The 17,263-nt window shown below is 43.7% G+C and carries 15 protein-coding genes; 5 read left to right on the top strand and 10 right to left on the bottom strand.

All coding sequences use genetic code 11. From position 1 onward, the window contains the following. Positions 1-5 precede the first annotated feature (5 nt). From AC5JQI_RS10380 to lolB, 5 genes are all read right to left on the bottom strand, one after another. A complete protein-coding gene (locus AC5JQI_RS10380) occupies positions 6-1,982 on the bottom strand; it encodes an autotransporter outer membrane beta-barrel domain-containing protein (RefSeq protein WP_493912098.1) in 1,977 nt (658 codons plus the stop codon). Positions 1,983-2,260: 278 nt separating this feature from the next. Beyond that, positions 2,261-4,249 (bottom strand): autotransporter outer membrane beta-barrel domain-containing protein, encoded by a 1,989-nt coding sequence (locus AC5JQI_RS10375; RefSeq protein ID WP_493912097.1) that lies wholly within the window; start codon positions 4,247-4,249, stop codon positions 2,261-2,263. A 746-nt stretch (positions 4,250-4,995) separates the two neighbouring features. Continuing rightward, complete coding sequence (gene prs / locus AC5JQI_RS10370; RefSeq protein ID WP_493914657.1) at positions 4,996-5,943, bottom strand: ribose-phosphate diphosphokinase; 948 nt, start codon at positions 5,941-5,943, stop codon at positions 4,996-4,998. A 59-nt stretch (positions 5,944-6,002) separates the two neighbouring features. Beyond that, positions 6,003-6,908, bottom strand: coding sequence for a 4-(cytidine 5'-diphospho)-2-C-methyl-D-erythritol kinase (gene ispE, locus AC5JQI_RS10365; RefSeq protein WP_493912096.1), 906 nt, complete (start codon positions 6,906-6,908; stop codon positions 6,003-6,005). Next, entirely contained in the window at positions 6,908-7,525 is a 618-nt protein-coding gene (lolB, locus tag AC5JQI_RS10360; protein WP_493912095.1) for a lipoprotein insertase outer membrane protein LolB, read from the bottom strand. The genes ispE and lolB overlap by 1 nt, the downstream gene beginning before the upstream one ends. A 273-nt stretch (positions 7,526-7,798) precedes the next feature. On the opposite strand from lolB, the gene hemA reads away from it, so the two are divergent. The 5 genes from hemA to kdsA all read left to right on the top strand — a co-directional run bounded on the left by hemA (position 7,799) and on the right by kdsA (position 12,761). Further along, positions 7,799-9,061: a glutamyl-tRNA reductase gene (gene hemA, locus AC5JQI_RS10355; RefSeq protein ID WP_493912094.1), complete on the top strand. Its 1,263-nt coding sequence runs from the start codon at positions 7,799-7,801 to the stop codon at positions 9,059-9,061. Between the two features lie 30 nt (positions 9,062-9,091). Then, entirely contained in the window at positions 9,092-10,174 is a 1,083-nt protein-coding gene (gene prfA, locus AC5JQI_RS10350) for a peptide chain release factor 1 (RefSeq protein ID WP_493912093.1), read from the top strand. Continuing rightward, on the top strand, positions 10,174-11,022 hold the full coding sequence (prmC, locus tag AC5JQI_RS10345) for a peptide chain release factor N(5)-glutamine methyltransferase (protein WP_493912092.1): 849 nt from the start codon (positions 10,174-10,176) through the stop codon (positions 11,020-11,022). The genes prfA and prmC overlap by 1 nt, the downstream gene beginning before the upstream one ends. Then, complete coding sequence (gene sirB1, locus AC5JQI_RS10340; RefSeq protein ID WP_493912091.1) at positions 11,006-11,815, top strand: invasion regulator SirB1; 810 nt, start codon at positions 11,006-11,008, stop codon at positions 11,813-11,815. The genes prmC and sirB1 overlap by 17 nt, the downstream gene beginning before the upstream one ends. 91 nt (positions 11,816-11,906) lie before the next feature. Then, positions 11,907-12,761 carry a 3-deoxy-8-phosphooctulonate synthase gene (gene kdsA / locus AC5JQI_RS10335; protein WP_493912090.1) on the top strand — a complete coding sequence of 285 codons (855 nt, stop codon included), beginning with the start codon at positions 11,907-11,909 and terminating at the stop codon, positions 12,759-12,761. A 123-nt stretch (positions 12,762-12,884) separates the two neighbouring features. Here the strand turns inward: kdsA and AC5JQI_RS10330 are convergent, their stop codons facing one another. The 5 genes from AC5JQI_RS10330 to AC5JQI_RS10310 form a co-directional block, all read right to left on the bottom strand. Next, on the bottom strand, positions 12,885-14,186 hold the full coding sequence (locus tag AC5JQI_RS10330) for an MSMEG_0569 family flavin-dependent oxidoreductase (protein ID WP_493912089.1): 1,302 nt from the start codon (positions 14,184-14,186) through the stop codon (positions 12,885-12,887). A 12-nt stretch (positions 14,187-14,198) separates the two neighbouring features. Next, positions 14,199-14,489 (bottom strand): MSMEG_0570 family nitrogen starvation response protein, encoded by a 291-nt coding sequence (locus AC5JQI_RS10325; protein WP_493912088.1) that lies wholly within the window; start codon positions 14,487-14,489, stop codon positions 14,199-14,201. A gap of 73 nt (positions 14,490-14,562) precedes the next feature. Then, positions 14,563-15,591, bottom strand: coding sequence for a sll0787 family AIR synthase-like protein (locus AC5JQI_RS10320; RefSeq protein ID WP_493912087.1), 1,029 nt, complete (start codon positions 15,589-15,591; stop codon positions 14,563-14,565). Beyond that, the gene (locus AC5JQI_RS10315) at positions 15,588-16,151 is read right to left on the bottom strand and encodes an MSMEG_0567/Sll0786 family nitrogen starvation N-acetyltransferase (RefSeq protein WP_493912086.1); all 564 of its coding nucleotides are present in this window, start codon (positions 16,149-16,151) and stop codon (positions 15,588-15,590) included. Before AC5JQI_RS10315 ends, AC5JQI_RS10320 begins: the two co-directional genes overlap by 4 nt. 12 nt (positions 16,152-16,163) lie before the next feature. After that, positions 16,164-17,258, bottom strand: coding sequence for an MSMEG_0568 family radical SAM protein (locus AC5JQI_RS10310; RefSeq protein WP_493912085.1), 1,095 nt, complete (start codon positions 17,256-17,258; stop codon positions 16,164-16,166). Positions 17,259-17,263 lie beyond the last annotated feature (5 nt).

The raw sequence follows: 17,263 nt of genomic DNA, 5'->3' as shown, positions 1-17,263 counted from the left end.
TCTTATCAAAATTTGACATTCAAACCGAAATTAAAATTATAGTTACGCGAGAAATCGCTAGCACTGTTTTCATGTGATACAGCGGCAAATGCGCGAAAGTCGTTGGTCAGATTAGCATTCACTCCTACCGTGTATTGAACATGATTTCTGGCTTGTTTTTTTTGCAGTACGAATGATGTTATGGTGGAATTGATGGCACTGCGCAGTGTATAGCGTTCGTTATTGAACTGATGATTGAACAGGATTGAGGCGTATGGATTGAAACGGCCTAATTGTGTGTCAATTCTCCAGCCCACTGAACCTACATTGGGGTTATAGTTTTGATTACCAAAGTGCATGGAGGTGCTGTTATTGCCGGATTCACGGTAACCATTGATATCTCCATTGTCCCACGCATATTGGATAATTGGGCTGGTGGTCAGGTATTGCGTGATAGGAATATTCCAGCCTGCCGTAATTCTCCAACCCCACTGTTTACCAATTGTTGAACCTGATTCTCTGCGCGTGGCTTGTCCAAGCTGGATGGTACGTGACAGATAATTATAATTGGTGTGGGAATAATGAAGATTACCACTCAACCAGCCATTACCAGCATAGTTCCATAGCGCATAAGCGGCTATAATATGGCCATTCGCGGCATAATGGAAATTATAGGAGGGGTTCTGTTCATCCTGATAATGAGAAATTACTAATCCGAATAGTAAATTAGTCGTTAGTTGATAGTCGCTACCCAATGTGAAAGTGTTATTGCCACTGTCGGTATAACCGCCGAATATACCAATTTTACCTTGGTCATTATGCCCATTGTGTAGCTGTTGCAGGTGACCATCCAGTGAGGAAGTAACGTTTTTGGTTGGTATTCGGTTGACTTGATTCAACACCATCACCTGTAGAGGGGCCTTATAGATGGACGTAATATACTGACCAATCAACCGATGTGCATAAGGTGTTGGATGAAAGTTATCGGAAAATAAGTAAGATTGGTTTTTATCAACCTCTGGATCGGAAGAAACGCAAAATACGGCATACTTGCCTTGTGGGCAGGTATAACCCAGTGTATTGGAAAAGCCATAGATAGTCGGATCATCAATTACTTCTTGCAGGAGGCGGTTGACATCGGCACGAAGGATATTGCCGTTACCGAGTTGTTCGTCTACTTTTTGGTTATATTTGTCAGAAAATTGGGAGGCAGTTTTGCTGGTTTTATTATAAGCATTCAATAACTGATTGTAGATCTCGTCAGCCTTAATTGGATCTTGAGGAGCTTTATTTTCTGCAATCTTTTTGAAAACGCCTGAGATTACCTTGTTTCGAATATCAGCATTTGGTGTAGAGTACTGGTTAATGGCTTTGTGGGTCTGTTTAAGAATTTTATCAATTTCTGCACTGGGAATTTTACTTTTTTGTAATGCTCCTGTAAGTACTTCATCCATGATTCTGGGTGTTTTACCAATATCAGGTACATTAGGAACAATAATTAAACCTGCCCCAGCTTTAATGAGTTGATTGACCTGCGATGCAGCGGATGCGGAACTATTATTAATAATATATTCCGCTTTGTTTTTATTGCCTTTTGCTAAAAAACTCAGAGCTTCAGCGATATTATTACCTCCCACCCAATGTATATAAATACCATTGGGGTCAGCTTTTTCAGAATGTTTCTTTAAATATGTGGCGATTTGATTTTGTGTTGTGGGGTTAAGGAATATGATAGGTTTTTCTGAGCCATTGGTCGTTGCACCACCTTGTGCGTAATTATTTCCACCATATTTAGATGGTGTTAACTTTTTGTTTGTGAGCTTTCGAGTTATATATTCATCGTAAAGTTCAGCATTTTTCCCATCTATAGTGAATTTTCCTATATTCCCACCATCGCTCAAACTATCACCAAAAACATAGATATCATCATAGGCATGCGCATTTGTCATGAAATTCAATAAAACGACTGTTATAGCTGATATTAAAAAAAGTGCTTTCTTCATCCTGATTCTCCTGAAAACAATTCACTATTTTTACGCCAGCACACCACCTTGAATTAATTGCAGAATAATTTCTCCATTTTACTGGTTGAGGCGTGATTTTTTATCATTTCAGTTTGATACTACTTCTGGCTGTATATATGAGGATTCAACGTGGTGTTAATGTGCTCATTTGAATATTGAGTAGAGAAGAGACAAAAAAATGTAAGGCATTGATAGTCATGCCTTACATTTTGATTGATGGTTCTATTTCAGTTTTTAGGTAGTGTGTTTATACAGAATTAAAAGCTGGCGTTGATCCCTAAACTGAAATTGTAGTTAGGATCTTGAGCATTGCCGTCATTACGAGTCACGGATGCAAAGCCCCGCACGTTATTGATCAAGTTTGCGTTCACACCAACAGTATACTGACGCCAATTGGTGTTCTGTTTTCCACTTTCCTGCACAAAAGAGGTTCTGGTGCTATTAATCGCGCCGCTCAATTTATAGTGTGTATCATCAAATTGATGGTTAAACTGGACAGAGGCGTAAGGATTGAAGCGACCCAGTTTGGTGTCCACCCGCCATCCCAGAGTTCCAACCTTGGAGCTGTAATTTTGATTACCAAAGTGCATGGAGGAGCTGTTATTACCGGATTCACGGTAACCATCGACATCACCTTTATCCCAAGCATATTGAACGATTGGGCTGGTGGTCAGGTAATTCGTGACAGAGATATCCCAACCTGCGGTAATACGCGCTCCCCGTTGTTTACCTGTGGTAGAGCCGGTTTCTCTGTGAGTGTATTCACCAAGCTGAATGCTACGGGTCAGACTGTCATAATTGGTGCGTGAATAGTGAACATCGCCACTCAGCCAGCCGTTGTTGTAATAATTCCACAGCGCATACGCTGTAAACACATGACCGCGTCCTTCATAAGAGAAGTTAGCCGCTGGAGTGCGTTCGTCTTTATAGTTAGAGTACATTGCACCCAACAACAAATTATCTATCAATTGATAATCCCCTCCCAGCGTGAAGGTTTTATTCTGGCTGCCAGTGTAGCCACCGAAAACACCGAATTTACCTTGTTCATTACCACCATTGCGCAGTTGCTGCAAGTGACCATCAAGGGAGGAGAGGGCGCTTTTCACTGACGCACGGTTGGCTTGAGCCAGCGCCATGACTTGTGTGGGGGCAATGAAGATAGAGGTAATGTATTGGGCTTCAATTTTATGCGCTAATGGATTTGGGTGGAAGTTGTCAGAAAATAAAAACTTTTTGACAAAATCGGGATCATTGGAGGAACATTTAGCGGCACTCTCGCCATATGGGCAGGAATAGCCTAATGTATTCTGAAAGCCATAAATCAGCGGGTTGGCGATGACTTCATTCAGCAGGCCATTGATATCGGCACGTAAGATATTGCCGTTTCCTTGGCTGATTTGTTTGTCTATTTCCTCGTTATAGAGATTTGTCCACTCTGTCGCACTTTCTCTGGTTTTTTCATAGCCCTCTGTAAGTTCTTTTTCAATTGCTGTAGCGGAAGCCCCTGGAATTAATTTTTCACCTTTTTCCGCTAATGTATGAAATACTTTTTTTAGCGCCAAATCACGTGCCGCATCATTGGGAATGACATGTTTATTAATTTCTGTATGAACTTCTTGCAGAATAAAATTAATCTGATCTTGGGAAACCCCTTTACCTTCCAAACCTGTTTTTATTAAGCTCTCGAATAACTTAGGCGTAGTACCCACATCAGGAACCGTCTGCACAACCACTAACCCTGCACCCGCAGTGATAAGGTTATTGATTTGGCTAGAAGCAGCGGCAGCACTGGTATTGACAATTCTAAGTGCCTCAAGAGGATCTTTTTGGCCTGCAATTAAGGCTTCAGCAAGATCATTACCGCCCACCCAATGAATGTATATGCCATTGGAATCTGCCCGGTTATTATGCAGGCTGAGATAATCATCAACTTGTTTTTGGGTATTGGGATTAAAAGCATTCAATTTAGGATCCTGACGTGCCATTCTAAGCGCAGTCGCACCACCTTGAGCATAATTGGTTCCGCCATCATGATTGGATGGGATCAGATTGGTGCCCGTAAGTTGTTGCGCGATATACTCATCATATAACTGGCTTGTCGCGCCATTCGTGGTGAAACGCCCTACATTCCCACCATCACTCAGGCTATCACCAAAGACATAAACTTTGTCATAGGCATAAGCATTTGAAATGGCATTGATTGAAAGCGCTAACAGTGCAGGTGTAAATAAAAATGTCTTTTTCATTGGCACTTTCCTTAAAAAAGTTGTTTTTGTTATTTTGATCAGCCTACCGCTTTGGGGCTGATGCATTGAGTCGTTGAAATAAATCCTTATCAGACAGTTAACTTGTTTATAACAACTGCCTGCGATTAAGTATGGTTACTGGTTGGTAATCAGCCATACTGATTCGAGCTTTTTATATATAATGTGATGTTAATACACTCATCTTGTAAATTTCCTTTGGCAATAACTTGATAAAAAGATAATTTAGGCTAAAAGAAACCGTCACCTCAAATTGAGGTGTTAGTAGCTTATTTATTAGTAAAGTTTATTTTTTAGGTTGGAAATAATACTTATTTATCCATACTGTATTATGACGTAAGGAAATAAAAATCTGCCGTTATTAATTGCGCCACAGGTTAGCAGCAACTTTTCAATGACACCAGTATTCTCAGAGAATTGTAATACTGGACGTACCAGATGAAATATTATTCTTATAGAATATGAATTTTTATTTGTTTATAAATAAAGCAGAATGTCAGAGTGGAAATAATTTACATAAATTAACTTAACAAATTGATACTACTAATTATTTTTTAAGAAAAACATTACCAAATGTTATTTATTTTTTAATGAAATTATTAATGGTGTTTGTTAAATAAACTGAAAAACCCCGCTGCGCGGATGCATCAACGGGGTTTTTCAGACAATGACTTATTTAATCACTTGAATAAGTTTGTGCTTAATATCTGCACTAAGACTCTCAAGCATTAGTGCTCAAACATGGCAGAGATTGACTCTTCATTGCTGATACGGCGAATAGCTTCAGCAAGCATGCCAGATAGTGTCAGAGTACGAACTTTGTTTAACGCCTTGATTTCATCAGCCAGAGGAATTGTGTCACAGACGATAAATTCATCGATCACTGAATTCTTGATGTTTTCTACTGCGTTACCAGAGAAAATAGGGTGAGTTGCATAAGCAAACACTCGCTTAGCCCCACGCTCTTTCAATGCTTCAGCGGCTTTGCACAGAGTACCGCCAGTGTCGATCATGTCATCAACCAGAACGCAATCACGACCAGCAACGTCACCAATGATATGCATAACTTGAGAAACGTTTGCGCGTGGGCGACGTTTATCAATGATAGCCATATCTGTATCGTTCAGCAGCTTAGCAATCGCACGGGCACGAACAACACCACCAATGTCTGGAGAGACAACAATCGGGTTTTCCAGACCTTTCTGGAGCATATCTTCCAGAAGGATTGGGCTACCAAATACATTATCAACCGGAACATCAAAGAAGCCTTGGATCTGTTCAGCGTGCAGGTCTACCGTGAGAACACGATCCACACCAACGCTGGACAAAAAATCAGCGACAACTTTGGCTGTGATAGGTACACGTGCTGAACGGACACGGCGATCCTGACGAGCATAACCGAAGTATGGAATAACAGCAGTAATACGGCCTGCGGAAGCACGACGCAGAGCATCAACCATAACGACTAATTCCATCAGGTTGTCGTTGGTCGGTGCACAGGTGGACTGGATAATGAAAACATCGCCACCACGTACATTTTCATTGATTTGAACACTGACTTCACCATCGCTAAAACGACCAACGGCAGCGTCTCCCAGGCTAGTGTACAGGCGGTTGGCAACACGTTGTGCTAGTTCAGGTGTAGCATTACCAGCAAAAAGCTTCATATCGGGCACGGGATAAACCTCAGGCTTGCGTCCAGAGAGATATTGTTGACCAATCGAACAAACATTGTTCATTGGTTCAATAACACGGGTATCCCAGAGCGGAATTTATGCAATGGAGAAATGTTAACACCACGCGCAACAAAGCCCTGCATCCACTCTGGGGCTTGATTTAACACCTTACGGGCCGATGCTTCTGATTCGAACTCGCCGAAAACACATGCACCAGTTCCGGTCAGGCGCGACGGTGAGTATTGTAACAGCCATAAAAGAAGCTGTTCAACCTCACGAAAACGTTTTCTTGCGATTGGTTCACAATCATTTTCGAATGGTACCTGTAATAATGCGGGTAAAGAACGAATCGGAGAATTTCTTTTTAATTCAGGATCTGTGAAGATCGTCGGGGTTGATATCTCAATTCCGGGGTGGGCAACCAAAAACCATTTTTCTTCTGGTGAAGCTGGCTGGAGTTTTTCGCCTATTCCTTCAGCAAACGCAGCATGTCCTCTGACAAATACAGGAATATCTGCGCCAAGGCTGATACCAATCTGTGCTAGTTCATCATCGGACAAATTAGCTTTCCAGTGATAATTCAGGGCAATTAATACGGTCGCGGCATTGGAAGAACCTCCGCCTAAACCTCCACCCATAGGCAAACATTTATCAATGTGAATATCCGCACCTAAGTGTTTGGTTTCAAATTGAGATGTCTTTCTGTTATCCTGCAATGAATGCTTTTGTAGTAAATATTCTTGTAATAACCGGGCTGCACGCACGATTAAATTATCATCATGCTCTACGCCAGCAACGGGAGTCAGCAGTTGGATCTGGCTATCCATACGGGGTGTTATGGTGATTTCATCACCATAATCCAGAAATTGGAACAGTGTTTGCAGTTCGTGGTAGCCATCGGGACGCTGGCCTGTGATATATAAAAATAAATTCAATTTTGCCGGAGAAGGCCAAGTTAAGGTCATTATTGAATCGTCCAGTTATCCATTTTTAATTTGATGCGGTTTTTTCCTTGAGTGAGTTCAAGCCGATTGGGTAAAGCCGGGATTGTTGATGTATCGTATCCTTGATAATTCACGCGCCAAACTTCACCACTTTTTCGGTCACTCACGGATTTAAGCAGGTAATTTGCATCCAGTTGAAAATTATTGGCATCGCCGGGTAAGCCAATAATCCAACTCTTCAGATTATCTAGCGGAATATTCATATCTGTAAGTTGATAAATTAAGGTCTCAGGATCATTGCTGAGATATTTTTTACCGTCGTTGTCCGTGAGTTGGATCATATTTGGCTCGACGAACAATTCTAATTCTGTTGTACCCAACGGATTTAACAGCAGCAATTTATAATTATCAGACGAATATTGTTGCCAGAAAAAACGGGCATACACTTTTTTATCATTGGCCAGATAAGCAAATGAACCACGGGTCTGGTAATGCTCCAGTTTTTGCAATTGTTGTTCACGGGCATGCCATTGTGGGGTATCCGCTGAGCCAGTGCCCGCAGGGGGCTGAGTGACTGTACAGGCAGTCAGTAAAACACCCGAAAGAGGGAGAAGGCGAAGGAATGAGGATATTTTCATATAATGACCCTTGGCAATAGGATAGTTTGAAACTTGAAATCCATTGGGTATAGGATGTGCCATCCAAGTCTATAATCAGCGCGCTAATTTAGCGAAAATTTGGCAAAAATTCTCGAATAAATTAACGCAGAACCGTTCGATTGACTTTTATTGAACTGATGCATCAAGTAAAATGCTCGGCCAATGAGAGTCCTTATGAAGGGTGTGAGTTTATGAGAATAGTTATTAATATCATCATGAATTTGATCCCTGTGATAACTCAACGCAGTTAAAATGACTTTATTAGCACTCGGTATCAACCATAATACAGCGCCCGTTTCTTTACGTGAGCGGGTGGCCTTTTCCCCTGACACGATAGGGCTTGCGCTTGATGACTTGCTCCAGCAGCCACTGGTGCGGGGCGGCGTTGTGCTGTCAACTTGCAACCGCACAGAGCTATACCTCAGTGTTGAACAGCAGGAAAATTTTAAAGAGCAGCTGATCAATTGGCTATGCCGTTATCATCAGATCAAGCCCGAAGACCTGAAATCCAGCCTTTACTGGCATCTGGATAATGACGCTGTCAGTCATTTGATGCGTGTTGCGAGTGGCTTGGACTCCCTTGTATTGGGAGAGCCTCAGATTTTGGGGCAGGTGAAAAAAGCATTTGCCGAGTCGCAGAATTATCGATCTCTGTCGGGTGAACTGGAGCGCTTGTTCCAAAAATCTTTCTCGGTGGCCAAGCGGGTCAGAACAGAAACAGATATTGGAGCAAATGCTGTCTCCGTGGCTTTTGCAGCCTGTACACTTGCCCGGCAGATTTTTGAATCCCTTTCTCAATTAAGCATCCTGTTGGTGGGCGCGGGGGAAACCATTGAGTTGGTAGCGCGTCACCTTAAAGAGCACAAAGTACGTCACATAATGATCGCTAACCGCACAAGAGAGCGCGCTCAGGCACTTGCCAGTGAAGTCAATGCGGAAGTTATCTCTTTGCCGGATATTGATACTCGGCTTGCAGAAGCTGACATTGTAATCAGTTCCACTGCTAGTCCTCTGCCGATTATCGGTAAAGGCATGGTTGAACGGGCACTGAAATTACGCCGCAATCAGCCGATGCTTCTGATTGATATAGCTGTTCCGCGTGATATTGAACCGGATGTTGAAAAATTGAGTGATGTCTATCTGTATAGTGTGGACGATTTACAGGCGATCATTCAACAAAACCTTGCTCAGCGTAAAGCCGCTGCAATTGTGGCGGAAGGTATTGTGCAACAAGAGAGCAGCCATTTCATGGATTGGTTGCGTTCTCAGGGGGCTGTTAATACAATCCGCGAATATCGGGAGCAGGCAGAGAAAATTAGGGCTGAGATGACGGCAAAGGCATTGATGTCCATAAGGCAGGGTGCAGATGCAGAACAGATCATTAACCAATTGACTCACCAATTGACCAATCGTCTGATCCATACACCAACAAAATCACTTCAACAGGCTGCCAGTGATGGCGATTTGGAACGCCTGAATCTATTACGGGACAGCCTTGGGCTGGATCATAACTAATCCTATTCTAATTAAGGTCTGATATTACGAATGAAGCCTTCTATTGTCGCTAAATTGGAAGCATTGCAAGAACGCCATGAAGAAGTACTGGCTCACCTCGGTGATGCTGAAGTGATCGTTGATCAAGAGCGTTTCCGTGCATTATCAAAAGAATATGCTCAACTTACCGATGTGACTAACTGTTTTAAAGCTTGGAAAAGTGTTCAGAATGATATTGAAACAGTTGAGATGATGCTTGACGATCCCGAAATGAAGGAAATGGCGCAGGAAGAACTCAAAGACGCAAAAATTCGTAATGAAGAGTTGGAACAACAGTTGCAGGTGCTGTTGCTGCCGAAAGATCCGGATGATGAGCGCAACTGTTTCCTTGAGGTTCGTGCAGGAACCGGTGGTGATGAAGCAGCAATATTCGCCGGGGATTTATTCCGCATGTATAGCCGCTACGCTGAATCCCGCCGCTGGAAAGTTGAGATAATGAGCGCCAATGAAGGTGAACATGGTGGATATAAAGAAATCATTGCTAAAGTTTCTGGTGAACATGTTTATGGTCATCTGAAATTCGAATCAGGTGGTCATCGTGTCCAGCGTGTGCCGGAAACAGAATCACAGGGGCGTATTCACACTTCCGCCTGTACAGTGGCAATTCTGCCGGAAATTCCTGACGCAGAATTACCAGAAATCAGCCCCGGTGATTTGAAAATTGATACATATCGCTCTTCTGGGGCGGGTGGGCAGCACGTCAATACCACAGATTCAGCTATTCGAATTACCCACCTTCCAACCGGCATCGTCGTAGAGTGCCAGGATGAGCGTTCCCAGCATAAAAACAAAGCCAAAGCGATGTCTGTGCTTGCTGCGCGTATTCGTGCTGCTGAAGTGCGGAAACGTCAGGAAGCCGAGGCATCTGAGCGCCGCAATTTGCTTGGCTCTGGCGACCGTTCAGATCGCAACCGGACTTATAACTTCCCACAGGGGCGGGTTACCGATCACCGCATTAACCTGACGTTATATCGCCTTGAAGAAGTGATGGAAGGTAAACTGGATATGCTTATTCAGCCTATCATTACAGAATATCAAGCAGACCAATTATCCGCATTGTCAGAGCAGGATTGATGAACTATCAATATTGGCTCCAGTATGCGGCCCTGCAATTGACCGAGAGTGACAGCCCTAAGCGTGATGCAGAGATTTTGCTGCGATATGTGACAGGGCGTTCCCGTACTTACTTGATTGCATTCAGTGAAACATTAATCTCATCGGAGGAAGCACATCGGCTTGATCGCTTATTGGCTCGCCGCATTCAGGGTGAGCCGATTGCTTATATTGTAGGGGAACGTGAATTTTGGTCACTGCCCCTGGCGGTATCACCGGCGACGCTGATCCCACGCCCAGATACAGAATGTCTGGTTGAAAAGGCCTTGGAATTATTGCCTGACTCACCATCGCAGATTCTGGATCTCGGCACAGGAACTGGTGCAATTGCGCTGGCGCTGGCAAGTGAGCGCCGTGATTGCCATGTAACAGGAGTCGATATTAATCCTGATGCGGTGGCATTGGCGAAACGCAACGCTGAAAAACTGTCTTTCCACAATGTGAATTTTTTGCAAAGTGAGTGGTTTACTGAAGTTGGACATCGACAATTTGATATGATTGTCAGCAATCCACCGTATATTGATGGGGCTGATCCTCATCTGCGCGAAGGGGATGTCAGGTTTGAACCGGCCACTGCACTGATCGCTGCACAAAATGGTATGTCAGATTTGCAAACAATTGTGGAACAAGCTCGCTATTTCTTGTTAGCAAACGGATGGCTATTATTGGAGCATGGCTGGAAACAGGGAACCGTTGTTAGAAATCTATTTTTGGAGAAAGGTTATCAGCAGATAGCGACTTTTCAGGATTATGGTGGTAACGAACGTATCACGGTAGGTCGATGGAATAAAAATGAAACCCATAGTTAATTATGAATTCAATAGTGCTCCCCTGATTGACGGTATTATTCTAGTAACACAGGCTATTCGTCCTGATTTCCCCCAAATATTGGTGGCTGAACAGTTAGCTGCTTTGATTGAAGAAGCTCAGCAGAGGCTTTCTTCAATTACTGATATCAAAGCCAAGGTGCAGTCATTGCTGACACTGTTTTATCGTGAATGGAAATTTGGTGGGGCAAGTGGGGTGTATTGTTTGTCTGATACTCTGTGGTTGGATAGTGTACTGCGTTCACGCCAAGGCGCGCCTGTGGCACTTGGAACGCTTTTTTCACACATTGCTCAGATGCTGGCTTTACCCGTACAGCCGGTAATATTCCCGACCCAGTTGATCTTGAGGATGGATTTGGTTGATGAGCCAACATGGTTTATTAATCCCATGAATGGCGATACACTCAACGAACATATACTTGATGTCTGGTTGAAAGGCAATATTGGTCCAACTGTTTGCTTAGAAAATAAAGACTTACAAGAATCGGATAACATTAGTATCGTACGTAAAGTCACCGATACCATCAAAGTTTCCTTGATGGAAGAGAAAAAGATGGAACTGGCACTTAAGGCGAGCGAAATCGTACTGATGTTTGACCCCGATGATCCGTATGAAATCCGTGACCGAGGGCTGATTTATGCTCAGCTTGATTGCAATCATATCGCTGTTTCGGATTTGAGTTATTTTGTGGAACACTGCCCTGAGGACCCTATCTCAGAAATGATAAAAATGCAGATTAACTCCATTGAGCGGAGATTGATTGTTCTTCATTGAGCCTTTTCATGAATAGACAAAAATTCTCTGTGCCCCATTTATTTTTTATGGAAATAGCAAATTTATTTGCCCTTAACAAGAAGGTATAAGCATGCAACAGAAAGTGGTTAATATTGGTGACATCAAGGTCGCAAATGATCTGCCTTTTGTACTGTTTGGTGGTATGAATGTCCTTGAATCACGGGATTTGGCCATGCGTATTTGTGAACACTATGTCACCGTAACGCAAAAACTGGGCATTCCTTATGTTTTCAAAGCCTCTTTTGATAAAGCTAACCGTTCTTCTATCCATTCCTATCGTGGACCGGGTTTGGAAGAAGGGATGAAAATTTTTCAGGAACTGAAACAAACTTTCGGCGTAAAAATCATTACTGATGTGCATGAACCTGCCCAGGCACAACCGGTTGCAGATGTTGTTGATGTTATTCAACTTCCGGCTTTTCTTGCGCGTCAGACTGACTTGGTTGAAGCAATGGCGAAGACGGGTGCAGTCATTAATATTAAAAAGCCTCAATTCGTCAGTCCGGGGCAAATGGGGAATATCGTCGAGAAATTCAAAGAAGGCGGTAACGAACAAATTATTTTGTGTGACCGTGGTAGCAACTTTGGGTACGACAATCTGGTTGTTGATATGCTGGGCTTTGGTGTCATGCAGCAGGCAACCGGCGGTGCTCCTGTGATTTTTGACGTTACTCACTCATTGCAGTGTCGTGATCCATTCGGTGCCGCTTCTGGTGGTCGTCGCGCACAAGTTGCTGAACTGGCTCGCGCGGGTATGGCAGTCGGAATTGCAGGTCTGTTCCTTGAAGCACATCCTGATCCAGAAAATGCAAGATGTGATGGCCCGTCAGCGCTGCCATTGGCAAAACTGGAACCATTCCTGGCGCAGATGAAAGCCATTGATGATGTGGTGAAAAGTTTTCCTGAACTGGATACCAGCAAATAATCACTGAAACTGTCAGGTTTTCTTGATGATGCGGTTACAGGCATTCTGTCTTGTAACCGCTTATTTTTATCCGCTGCGTCTAAGGGATATAAAACAACATGCCGGGCTGGGGGCTTGCAATGGTCACCCAGCCATTTCTGCAATCTGCTTGTGATGATTATTTTGCCGACTTATTTTTTGCTCAATATGCTGTGCCACATAGGCAGCATCCTGATCGATCCCCAGAAAGCGCCCAGAACCCCATGTGTGTAACCACGGTAAACCAATAAACGTGACATCCGGATCAACGGTAATACCCCGATCATGTTTCGGATAACCATTGGCTTGAAAAATATCTAAATCAATCCATGAATAATCCGGCCTGAAACCGATACACCAAATCACGGAAGTAATATTTTCTTTTGCTAAATCAATGTGTGTGATTTCTTGTTCTGGTTGCCAGACAGGCTGATATACCGATGCAGGCTCATCAGTCGCAATATTATTTTTAGCTAAATATTCATCAATAGAAGCATTAATCCGGTTATAAGTAGCATCGGCACGATCCAGATTGTCTGATAAATCCGGCCTGAACCAGAGTTGACCCTGTTTATAGTCATCAAAACGGCCAAACAACTGCATGCCTTCTAAAGCAAATTTACGCAGATCAATATCATGTCCGCCATCACGGCCTGTAACATAGTGATTGGTACTGTTACGTACTTCCTCACTATAGGGATGATCTTTCGCAGTCGTTTTGTAATGGCCCATATCAAACAGCCATTTCACCACATCTTTGCCGCGATAGAACCGGGCACAGCGCGGCGCATCACCTGTCGATAAATAGACTTTTTTGCCTGCCAGATGCAAGTCTTCGGCAATTTGTGCTCCGGATTGTCCTGAGCCGACCACCAACACTGCCCCTTGAGGCAATTGATCTGCGTTCAAATACTCTTCCGAATGCATGACTTTTATATGCTCAGGCAAAGCATCGCTTAATTCTGGATAAATCGGGGTGTGATACCCACCTGCTGCGACGACAAGCTGTTTGGCGGTGGTTGTGCCGTGATTAGTTTTAATGACAAACTTATGTTCAGCCACTTTTTTCACATGTTCTACCTGAATGTTTAAAATGGCAGGTGGATTGAGTTTTTCAATAAATTCATCAAGATATTCCACAATTTCGTGCTTTTTCATAAACCCATCGGGGTCTTGCTGCTGATAAGGATGTTCAGGCAACAGGCACTGCCAGTTCGGTGTCACCAAAGTAAAATTATCCCAACGTTTACGGCGCCAGCTATGGGTTAACTCGGATTCTTTTTCCAATATCACATGATTAATACCTGCTTTCTGCAAATAGTGACTGATACATAAACCTGCCTGACCACCACCAACAATCACGACATCATAATTTGGCTGTAATATTTGATTTTGGCTATTTAACATAGAACATGCCTCTCATTTATTCGTCATTTCAATAACTGTAATTTGATCTTCGGGACTGAGTTCGAACAGTTTGGCCTGGTGTTTGATCATTGCCAGATTGTCCATCGCCGAACTACAGACAAAGCCATAACATGCCCGTACTCTTTCCGATGCGGCATACAGACCATTTTCAACCTGATGCAAAAACTGCGTGCTTGAGTAACACTGACCCATGGACAAATATTTATAAATCACGGTTGAGGGTGAGTAATATTGAATCTGTTCTCCATTGGGCCACTTCACTGTAAAATTCACACTGGGCATAACATAGGCTCCTGCTGGCTCTCAGGCTCACTCTATAACGGGTTGAACCTATAACTTTTTTAAACTGATTTTATTAATCCAATGCTTTCAAGACATCGGCATAACAAAAACCGGTAAATATGTGGTGGTTAAAATTCCAAAATATGCCGCGTTGCTGTTGTTGCTGCACTGTAACCACACCACTGGCATTGGTTTCACCAATCACAGTGCAGGCAATACTCTGACTGTGAAACAGCCTGATAATTTCTTCACATTGATCGGCATTGGCAGTCAGTAAAAAACCAAAGCTGGGAAAAATTTGCAGCCATTCAGACCAGTCCACATCATCAGGTTTAGGAATGGCATCCAGGTTGATATCAGCCCCCGAAGCTGTAGCTTCGAGCAACATCAACAAACTGCCTAAAATGCCGGCATTGCTGATATCACGGGCGGCATGAACCAGATTTGCTTCCGCCAATTGCGGCAACAAGGCAATTTGTGACTGTAAAACGCCGTCAGAGACATGCTCAAAGCATTTCCAATAAGTGGTATTGGGGTGGAATTGCCCTTGCAGATTTAAAGCGATCAGGATTTTTTGTTGTGGTCTGACATGCAGCACTGAGAGCAATTTTCGTGCCGTGCCTTGAATCGCAACTGATAAAGCAGGTTGATAAACTGTGCCAAGATTAGTATGCCCGCCAACCAATGGCACACTATAAGCACGACAAGCATCCTGCATACCTTGCATTAATAACCGGGCCTGTTCGGGGTTGGTATGCCAAAGAGTGTTTACCACTGACAACGCCCGACCACCCATAGCTGCAATATCACTAATATTCGCCATGACTGCCGACCATCCTGCAAAATAAGGATGATTGACCACAAAACCTGGCAACATACCTTCACAGGCGTGCAATATATACTGACCATTTAATGGCAGTGCCGCCGTATCATCCCCGGGGTAAGTATATAAACTATCCAATGAATCAGCATGGCAAGTTGTATTAGTTGAAACTGTATTGGCTGAAACGGTATTGACTGAAACACTGGGTGCAATTGCCTGTTTGGATTGCATGGCGGGTGTATGCCTCAATATCTCGAGTAACTGATTGAGATCCATCATTGCGTCTCCTTCTGCATATAGGTTTGCATCGGAATATGCTGCAATGGATAGTTTTCAATCTGTGCCTGCATCAACACATGGGGAATGTTGGCAACGGTTAACTGACGCAAACTATCCCAACCCAATCTTTGGAAATAGCGTTCATTCTGGCTTTGCACAGTGGCTAAAAAAGTACGGCACCCCAAGTTCTTGGCGGTTGATACCGCTGCATTGATTAACGCTTTACCAATGGTATGGTGGCGTCGATAGAGAGGTTCTACACATAAGCGTCCGCCATACCACGTCTGTTCGCCATCGGGAAAAATCCGCACTGCGCCAATCACACGGTCATGCTCACCAGACATTTTCCCAATGGCAACAATGCCTAATGCTTTAACATCATACTCGTCACGATCTTCTTGCAAGATTTTCTGTTCATCACGAAAGGTCACTTCACGCAAACGATAATATTGGCGACGCTCCCAATCTTCCGACACCATTTTGATGGCAATGTCATCACTAATAAATTGTTTCAGCTCTTCATTTAGCCCAAGCAGCCAAGAATAACGAGAAAGTTTCATAGCATATTTTCCTTATTCATAGGCTTTCAGCGAAGAACAAGCGCCGCATTTGGCACAACCTGCCTGAGTATTTTCTGAATTCAGGCCATGTTGTTTGAGTTGCAGTCCGATTTTCGGATAGAGCGACTGCATAAAGGCGTGATCAGGTTTAGGATGATGTTCCAATGGTGTGCCTTTAATTGGCACAAACGGCACCACAAAGGGATACACCCCCATTTCAGTCAGTTTGGCGGTCATTTCCACGATTTCCGGTTCGGTATCACCCAATCCTGCCAAAATGTAGGTACTGACTTGTCCACGGCCGAACACCGCAACGGCGGCCTCAAAGGCTGAAAAATACTTTTCCAGTGAGACTTCGGCTTTGCCCGGCATAATTTTCTGCCGCACACGCTCGCTCACCGCCTCAAGATGCATTCCAATCGATACAGCACCCGCATCTTTTAAACGTTGAAACCATGCAAAATCATCGGGCGGCTCGCACTGTACCTGTATTGGTAAATTTACTTGTGCCTTAATCGCTTTGACCGAGTCATATAAGATTTTTGCCCCGCGATCTCCCGTATTTGGTGTACCTGTGGTGATCACCATTTGCTTGATACCATCCAGCTCAACGGCTGCTTTAGCCACCTCTGCCAACTGTTCCGGACGTTTACGGATCAGGGTTCGACCACCTATTAAAGACTGATCAATTGAGCAAAATTGACACGCCGTTGCCTTATCATTCATACGGATGCAATGCTGTAGCACTGTCGTTGCCAATACATCATGGCTATGTAAGGTCGCAATTTGCTCATAGGCAATACCTTCGGCGGTTTTTAAATCATAAAACCGGGGCCGTGCAGGTATCGTTAAGGTTGCCACCGGAATCCGGTTTTTAAAGACAGTGACCTTGCCGGAGTTCAGCTCAGGCTTTGCGGTATAGGGAGAGTCTTGTGCTGCAAGGTTCAGCACAGGAATCATCATAGTCTTCCCGTTAAGGCTCAGTGCCTTATGATCGCTTGGGCCTGCGCCCCCTTTGCGGGATAAACCAAGCTCGCCTTCCCATTTCAGACCATTACATTGCAAATCGGTCAGTAATTGAGTTGCAGGTAATTGCGTTGCAGACATTTCTA

This window comes from Xenorhabdus sp. XBWT, from assembly GCF_059072735.1.
The sequence above is the reverse complement of the archived record's forward strand: the minus strand, read 5'-3'. Positions and strand labels throughout refer to the sequence as shown.